Raw genomic sequence first — 8076 nt, forward strand, 5'->3', positions numbered from 1 at the left:
GGTTGGTGGGGTCGCTGGGGTTGCCAGGGTTGCTGGGGTTGCTGGGGTTTCCAGCGCGGCGACGACGGCGGCCGCGGTGCGCTCCCCCATCCCCGGCACGGACGCGATCTCCTCGACGCTCGCCGCGCGCAGCCGCTTGACCGAGCCGAACGCCTTGAGCAGCGCGCCCGCGCGCGCCGGGCCGAGGCCCGGGACGTCGTCGAGCGCGGACACGGTCATGCCCTTGCCGCGGCGCTTGCGGTGCGCGGTGATCGCGAACCGGTGCGCCTCGTCGCGCACGCGCTGGAGCAGGTAGAGGCCCTCGGAGCTGCGCTGGAGGATGACCGGGTAGTCCTCCGCGGGCACCCAGACCTCCTCGAGGCGCTTGGCCAGGCCGCACAGCGCGACGTCGTCGATGCCGAGCTCGGCCAGGGCGCGCGCGGCCGCGGCGACCTGCGGCGGGCCGCCGTCGACGACGACGAGGTTGGGCGGGTAGGCGAACCGGGCCGGCTTGCCGGTCACCTGCGGACCGACCTCGCCGCTGACGCCGGGGACGCCGCCGGCGGAGGCACTCGTGCCGACAGGATTCCCGACTGCCGTGCCGTCGCGGCGGAACTCCACCGGGCCTCCGACGTCCCCGCGGTGAGCCTTCGCGGCGCCGGCATCCGGGCGGAGGCCGTCCGGGCCCACGCCGTTCGCGCCGCCGTCGTGCTCGGTCAGCTCGTCCGCGGCGAACTCCATCTCGACGTCGCCGGACTTCGAGCGCTCGGACAGGTAGCGGCGGAACCGGCGGGTGATGACCTCGTGCATCGCCGCGGTGTCGTCGCGCGCGCCGTCGCCGTCGGGCCCCTTGATGGCGAACATCCGGTACTCGCTCTTGCGCGGCAGGCCGTCCTCGAACACGACCATCGAGGCCATCTGGTAGGTGCCCTGCGTGGTGGAGATGTCGTAGCACTCGATCCGCAGCGGGGCCGTGGCCAGGTCGAGCCCCTCCTGGATCTCGCGCAGCGCCTGGCTGCGGGTGGTCAGGTCGCCCGCGCGCTTGGTCCGGTGCAGCGCGAGCGCGTGCTCGGCGTTGCGCCGCACCGTCTCGGCGAGCTCGCGCTTGTCGCCGCGCTGGGGCACCCGGACGTCCACGTGGCTGCCGCGCAGCCCCTCAAGCCACGCCGTGACCTGGGCCGGATCGGGCGGCAGAACCGGGACGAGCACCTCGCGCGGGACGGCACCCGCCGCGGCCCGGGCCCGCGGCGCCGGCTCGCCGCGCGAGCGGGACCCGGAACCGTCGAACGCGGTCGCCTCGGCGCCGTAGACCTGCTGCAGGAGGTGCTCGACGAGCTCGGCGTCGGTCACGTCCTCGACCTTCTCCACGACCCAGCCGCGCTGGCCCCGGATCCGCCCGTCGCGCACATGGAAGACCTGCACGGCCGCCTCGAGGTCGTCGCCGACGAGCGCGAAGATGTCGGCGTCGGTGCCGTCCTGGAGCACGACGGCGTTCTTCTCGGTCGCGTGCTCGAGCGCGGCGACGTCGTCGCGCAGGCGGGCGGCCTGCTCGTAGTCCTCGATCGCGGCGGCCGCCCGCATCCGCTCGGTCAGCCGGCGGGTGAACTTCGCGGTGTCCCCGGCCATGAAGGCGCAGAAGTCCTCCGCGAGGGCGTGGTGATCCTCGGGGCTGATCCGCCCGACGCACGGCGCGGAGCACTTGTCGATGTACCCGAGCAGGCAGGGCCGGCCCTGCTGGTTGGCGCGCTTGAACACGCCGGTGGAGCAGGTCCGGACCGGGAAGACCCGCAGCAGCAGGTCGACGGTCTCGCGGATCGCCCAGGCGTGCGCGTACGGGCCGAAGTACCTCGTCCCGGGGCGCTTGGCGCCGCGCATCACCGTGACGCGCGGGAACTGGTCCGCGAGGGTGACCGCGAGGTAGGGGTAGGACTTGTCGTCGCGGTACTTGACGTTGAACCGCGGGTCGAACTCCTTGATCCACGAGTACTCGAGCGCGAGCGCCTCGACCTCGGTGCCGACCACCGTCCACTCGACCGAGCTGGCCGAGGTGACCATGGACTGGGTGCGCGGATGCAGCGCGGACAGGTCCTGGAAGTAGCTGGCGAGGCGCGAGCGCAGGCTCTTGGCCTTGCCGACGTAGATGACCCGGGTGTGCTCGTCCCGGAACCGGTAGACCCCCGGCGAGTCCGGCACCTGCCCGGGTGCGGGGCGGTAGGTCGCTGGATCTGCCATACGAACGAGCCTAGTTCGTGGGTCCGACGGGCCGCGCCGACCCAGACTGCGCACATCCGTCGCAACTGCGCACATCCGATGTGCGCAGTTCGCGCCGATGTGCGCAGTCTGCGGCCCTGGCGCACTTTGGCGGCAACCAGCCGTGCAACCAGCCTCGAGCGGGGCTCTTTTGGGGTCAATCGGCCAGCGCCGCGGCCCGCCCCGCCCGAGCCCGCTCTGTGCAGCGCTCTGTGCAGCGAACGTGCACCCCTGGAGCTGTTTGGCTGCACAGAGCGCTGCACAGAGCGCCCGATCACCGCGACCGCTCAACGCCGGTCGACACGAACTGCGAGTTGCTCCCGAGTTGTCAGCGCGAACGCGCGGCAGGGACCGCGCCGGGACTGACACGTCGGAGCACTCCCGAGTTGTCAGCGCGAACGCGCGGCAGGGACCGGGCTCGGGCTGACAGGTCGGGGTGGGGGGTCAGTCGTTGCGGGGGGTTTCGGTGTGCAGGGCTACCAGGGTCGCCATCCGGCTCGCCTCGGCCTCGGCGAACTTGCCGTCGGCCCGCTGGATGCCCATGACGGCCAGCGTGTCGCCGTCGGCCAGGTCGAGCTGGACCCAGGGGCGGCCGGCGCCGAAGCGGACCGAGACGATCTCGGCCCACTCCAGCCTTCGGGACAGCATCAGGTTGCGTACCGAGACGCCCTGCTCGTCGACGAGCACGCGCACGCTCGCCTCGCGCCAGCAGAACCAGACGACCGCCACGCCGACGCCGGCGAAACCGATCAGGTCGGGCGCCCCGTACTCCCCCGGCACCGTGAACACGAGGACCGGGGTGAGCACGGAAACGATGACCGCGAGGATCAGCGCGACGACGCGCGCCGCCCGCGGCCGGAACGGTGCGTGCAGCGCACGCCGGGCCGAGTTCCGCGAGCCGTCGGCCGCCGGCACCGGGCTCAGAGCCGGCAGGCGTGGATCGACGTGACGAGGATTGCCCGCGCGCCGACGTCGTACAGGGCGTCCATCAGGTTGTTCATCTCCGCGCGGCGGACCATCGAGCGCACCGCGGCCCACTCGCGGTTGTGCAGCGGGGAGACCGTCGGGGACTCCAGGCCGGGGGTGATCGCGATCGCGGCCTCCACCTGGCCGACCGGGATGTCGTAGTCCATCAGTACGTACTCGTTGGCGACCAGCACGCCCTGCAGGCGGCGGGTCAGGGTGTCCAGGCCGTTGCCGACCTCGCCGCCGGCCGCGGGGCGGATCAGCACCGCCTCGGAGACGAGGATCGGGTCGCCGAACACCTCGAGACCCGCGCCGCGCAGGGTGGTCCCGGTCGAGACGACGTCCGCGACGACGTCGGCGATGCCGAGCTGGACGGCCGACTCGACCGCACCGTCGAGCCGCACGACGTCGGCCTTCACACCGCGGGCGGTGAGGTGGTCGGTCACCAGCACGGGGTAGGACGTCGCGACGCGCAGGCCGTCGATCTGCTCGACCGAGGTGACCCGGGCCGACGGCGCCGCGTACCGGAAGGTCGAGCCGGCGAAGCCGAGCGGCAGGTGCTCCACCGCGTTCGCGCCAGAGTCGAGCAGCAGGTCGCGGCCGGTGATCCCGGCGTCGACGGTGCCGGAACCGACGTACACCGCGATATCGCGCGGGCGCAGGAAGAAGAACTCGACGTCGTTGTCCGGGTCCTGCAGGACGAGCTCGCGCGGGTCGCGGCGCTGGCGGTAGCCAGCCTCCCGGAGCATGGTCGCGGCAGGCTCGGACAGCGAGCCCTTGTTCGGGACGGCGATACGGAACATGGGAAACCTCACGAAGGACGATCGGGGATGAAGCCGGACGGGGACGCGGCAGGGGTTACCGAGGACCGGCGCTACGGCACGGTCACTCGCCTCACAGATGCTTGTAGACGTCCTCGAGCGTGAGGCCGCGCGCGAGCATCATGACCTGCAGGTGGTACAGCAGCTGCGAGATCTCCTCCGCGGTGCGGTCCGCCCCTTCGTACTCCGCGGCGATCCAGACCTCCGCGGCCTCCTCGACGACCTTCTTGCCGATCCCATGCACCCCGGAGTCCAGCTCGGTGACCGTGCGCGATCCGGCGGGGCGGTTGACGGCCTTGGCTGAGAGCTCGGCGAACAGCGAGTCGAACGTTTTCACGCCTTGAGCCTAGACGTCGAGCCGGTGGGGGCGGTCCGCGCGTCCGCCGCCGGCCCGCTCTCGGCCCGCTGCGCCTTGAGCCAGACCGTGAAGCCGTACAACACAACCCCCGCATAGACGAGGTAGAGCACGGCCGACGGGTAGTACCCGGCCCGCACCAGCAGCGGCACCCCGACGGCGTCCACGGCGATCCAGATCAGCCAGAAGTCGGTCCAGCCGCGTGCCATCCCGTACGTCGCCAGCAGGCTGCCGGTGAAGATCCAGGCGTCGGCGAGCGGCCCGAACGAGCCCAGCGTCCGGAACACGAGGAAGCAGCCGACCGTGCCGACGACGGCGACCGTGCCCAGCTGGACCCAGCCCGCGCGTCCCGCCCAGGTCGGCACGACGGCGGGCCCGCTGCCCCCACCGGCCCGGCGCGTCGCGCGCCACCGGACCCAGCCGTACACCGCGACCGCGCAGAAGAAGACCTGCCGGCCGGCCTGCCCGTACAGGTCGAGGGCCTGCGGGGTGTGGAACACCCCACCGAGGAAGACAGTGAACAGCATCACGTTGCAGATGATGCCGACCGGCCACGCCCAGATCTGGCGCCGCAGCCCGCCGACCGCCGACGCGAGGCCGAACAGGTTGCCGATGATCTCGCGCCACAGGATCGCGTGCCCCGCGATGACGACCTGCGCGTCGAACAGCCAACCGAGCAGGCCCATGGTCAGATCCCGCGCAGCGCGATCACGGTGGCGATCGCGGCCTCGACCGCCTGGGCGCCCTTGTCCTCGCTCGAGCCGGGCAGCCCGGCACGGTCCAGCGCCTGCGCCTCGTCGTCGCAGGTCAGAAGCCCGAACCCGACCGGGACGCCCGAGCGCAGCGCGACGTCGGACAGGCCCTGCGTCGCCGCCTGGCAGACGTAGTCGAAGTGCGGGGTGCCGCCGCGGATCACGACGCCCAGCGCGACGACGGCGTCGGCCCCGTGGTGCGCGACGCGCGACGCCGCGATCGGCAGCTCGAACGACCCCGGCACGCGCACCTCGCGGATGTCGGTGACGTTCGCGGCGGCGAGCGCGCGGCGCGCGCCCTCGAGCAGACCGTCCATCACCTCGGTGTGCCAGCTCGCGGCGACGATCGTAATGCGCAGGCCGGTTCCGTCGACCTGCAGGGTGGGTGCTCCGGCGCCGCTCATGCTGGGGTCTCCTCGGGGATGGGGTGGATCGTGGGAGTGATCGAGTCGTCGGCCGGGGGCTCGGTCGGGGTGCTGCCGTTCGTGAACAGGTGCCCCATCTCGGCCTCCTTGGTGGCCAGGTAGGCCGCGTTCTCCGAGGTGCGCCCGACCTCGAGCGGGATCATCTCGGTGACGACCAGCCCGTGCGCGCGCAGGCCCAGCACCTTCGCCGGGTTGTTGGTGAGCAGGCGCATCCTGTGCACCCCGAGGTCGGCCAGGATGGCCGCCGCGGCGCCGTACTCGCGCCGGTCCGCGGGCCAGCCCAGGTCGAGGTTCGCCTGCACGGTGTCCCGGCCGGCGTCCTGCAGCGAGTAGGCCGCGATCTTCGACAGCAGGCCGATCCCGCGGCCCTCGTGCCCGCGCAGGTAGACCACGACGCCGCCCTCGGCCGCCGCCCGGGCGAGCGACGTGTCGAGCTGGGGGCCGCAGTCGCAGCGCAGCGAGCCGAACGCGTCACCGGTCAGGCACTCGGAGTGCACGCGGACCACCGGTGCGTTCCCGAGCGCGTGCGCGGAGACGAGCGCGACGTGGTCGGCGCCGGTGCGCAGGTCCCGGTAGGCGTGCACGCGGAACGGCCCGTGCCGGGTCGGCATCGCCGCGACGCCGCCGCCGTGCACGCGGATGACCAGCGGGGTCGCCTCGCCGGGGGTGACCTCGACGGGCAGGTCGTCGTGCGCGCGGCGCCACGCGATCAGGTCGCCGATCGTGATCAGCACGATCCCGTCCTGCTCCGAGAGGGCCGCGGCCTGGTGCAGCCGCATCATCGAGCCGTCGTCGTTCACGAGCTCGGCGATGGCCCCGACGGGCGACAGGCCGGCGAGCCGGCACAGGTCGACGGCGGCCTCGGTGTGCCCGGCGCGGTGCAGCACGCCGCCGGGCACCGCCCGCAGCGGCAGCACGTGGCCGGGCCGGATCAGGTCGACCGGGCCGGAGCCGGGGTCGGCGAGCACGCGCAGCGTCTTGGCGCGGTCGGTGGCCGAGATGCCGGTCGTGACGCCGCGCGCCGCGTCGACGGTCACGGTGTAGGCGGTGCGCCGCGGGTCCTGGCTGTGCGGCACCATGAGCGGCAGCTCGAGCGCGTCGGCTCGCTCGGACGGCATCGGCGCGCACAGGTAGCCCGACGAGTGCCGGATCGTCCAGGCGACCCACTCAGGGGTCGCCGAGGCGGCCGCCAGCACGACGTCGGCCTCGTTCTCCCGGTCCGGGGAGTCCGCGACGACGACCGGGCGGCCCGCGCGCAGCTCGTCGAGCGCCTCCTCGATGGTGCCGAGGCGAATCGGCTGGTCGGCGCTCGTCCTGCCGGCGCTCATCTTGTCGGCGCTCATCGGGCGACCGCCCGTCCGGTCACGAGCAGTCGTTCCACGTACTTGGCGATGACGTCGACCTCGAGGTTCACCGGGTCGCCGACCGCGAGCGTGCCGAGCGTCGTCGCGGCGAGCGTCGTCGGGATCAGGCTGACCCCGAAACGGTCCGCCTCGACGTGGGTCACGGTGAGCGAGACGCCGCTGATCGTGATGGAGCCCTTCTCCGCGACGTAGCCGGCGAGCTCGGGCGGCAGCGCGACGACGACGTCGTCCCACCGCGGGCCGGGCGCCCGGCTCAGGATCTGTCCGACGCCGTCGACGTGCCCCTGCACCAGGTGACCGCCCATCCGGCCGTCGGCGCGCACGGCGCGCTCGAGGTTGACGCCGCTGCCCGGGACGAGCGAGCCGAGCGAGGTGCGGTGCAGCGACTCGGGCATCACGTCGGCGGTGAAGGTCCCCGTCCCCAGCTCGGCGATGGTGAGGCAGACCCCGGAGACGGCGATCGAGTCGCCGAGCGCGGCGTCGGACGTGACGAGCTCGCCGCGCACCGTCAGGCGCGCGTCACCTTCGCCGGCCGCGCCGATCGCGACGACCGTGCCGACCTCTTCGACAATTCCGGTGAACATCAGGACTTCTCCTCAAGGACGGGGGCGGGCGGGGCGTACATGGGGGTGGAGACGATCAGGACGTCGGGCCCCAGCGCGAGGGGCTCACGGGGCACGAACCGCAGCGCGGCACCGATCGAGCCGATGCCCAGGTCGGCGACCGCCGAGGGACCGGACCCGAGCAGGACGGGCGCGATGTAGGCGTGCACCTCGTCCACCAGGCCGGCGCGCAGGAACGCCGCGGCGAGGGTCGGCCCGCCCTCGACGAGCAGGTGGCGCACCTCCCGGCGGTGCAGCTCGGCGAGGACCTCGACGACGTCGTGCGTGCGCACCTGGACGAGCTCGCCGCCGGGGCCGCGCAGCCGGGCGCCCGCGGGCACCTCGCGATGCCCGACGACGACCCGCAGCGGCTGGCGCCCGGTCGCCTCGCCTGCCGCGTTGCGGGCGGTGAGACTCGGGTCGTCGGACAAGACCGTGCCGGTGCCGACGGCGATCGCGTCGACCTCGGCGCGCAGTCCGTGCGCGTGCTGGCGGGCGACGGCTCCGGTGATCCACCGGCTGGAGCCGTCCGCGGCGGCGATCCGGCCGTCGAGGCTCGTGG

Annotated in this window: 9 protein-coding genes; all 9 read right to left on the reverse strand. The window is 73.3% G+C overall.

The genetic code is table 11. From position 1 onward, the window contains the following. Positions 1 to 2211: excinuclease ABC subunit UvrC (uvrC, locus tag VIM26_RS12220; protein ID WP_331951528.1), on the reverse strand; the 2211-nt coding region annotated here is incomplete at its 3' end. 462 nt (positions 2212 to 2673) lie between these two features. After that, a complete protein-coding gene (locus tag VIM26_RS12225; protein WP_331951531.1) occupies positions 2674 to 3144 on the reverse strand; it encodes a PH domain-containing protein in 471 nt (156 codons plus the stop codon). A 5-nt stretch (positions 3145 to 3149) separates the two neighbouring features. Next, a complete protein-coding gene (gene hisG, locus VIM26_RS12230; RefSeq protein WP_331951533.1) occupies positions 3150 to 3998 on the reverse strand; it encodes an ATP phosphoribosyltransferase in 849 nt (282 codons plus the stop codon). Positions 3999 to 4089: 91 nt separating this feature from the next. Further along, positions 4090 to 4353 (reverse strand): phosphoribosyl-ATP diphosphatase, encoded by a 264-nt coding sequence (locus VIM26_RS12235; RefSeq protein WP_331951535.1) that lies wholly within the window; start codon positions 4351 to 4353, stop codon positions 4090 to 4092. Beyond that, the gene (pnuC, locus tag VIM26_RS12240) at positions 4350 to 5057 is read right to left on the reverse strand and encodes a nicotinamide riboside transporter PnuC (protein WP_331951537.1); all 708 of its coding nucleotides are present in this window, start codon (positions 5055 to 5057) and stop codon (positions 4350 to 4352) included. The genes VIM26_RS12235 and pnuC overlap by 4 nt, the downstream gene beginning before the upstream one ends. 2 nt (positions 5058 to 5059) lie before the next feature. After that, positions 5060 to 5527, reverse strand: a complete 468-nt coding sequence (ribH, locus tag VIM26_RS12245) for a 6,7-dimethyl-8-ribityllumazine synthase (protein ID WP_331951539.1) — start codon at positions 5525 to 5527, stop codon at positions 5060 to 5062. Continuing rightward, the gene (ribA, locus tag VIM26_RS12250; RefSeq protein ID WP_331951541.1) at positions 5524 to 6891 is read right to left on the reverse strand and encodes a GTP cyclohydrolase II; all 1368 of its coding nucleotides are present in this window, start codon (positions 6889 to 6891) and stop codon (positions 5524 to 5526) included. The genes ribH and ribA overlap by 4 nt, the downstream gene beginning before the upstream one ends. After that, a complete protein-coding gene (locus VIM26_RS12255; RefSeq protein ID WP_331951543.1) occupies positions 6888 to 7496 on the reverse strand; it encodes a riboflavin synthase in 609 nt (202 codons plus the stop codon). The genes ribA and VIM26_RS12255 overlap by 4 nt, the downstream gene beginning before the upstream one ends. Beyond that, positions 7496 to 8076 (reverse strand): RibD family protein (locus VIM26_RS12260; protein ID WP_331951545.1); only part of this gene is annotated, 581 nt, incomplete at its 5' end. The genes VIM26_RS12255 and VIM26_RS12260, both read right to left, overlap by 1 nt.

It is taken from the genome of Pengzhenrongella sp., from assembly GCF_036565025.1.
Classification (GTDB): Bacteria; Actinomycetota; Actinomycetes; order Actinomycetales; family Cellulomonadaceae; genus Pengzhenrongella.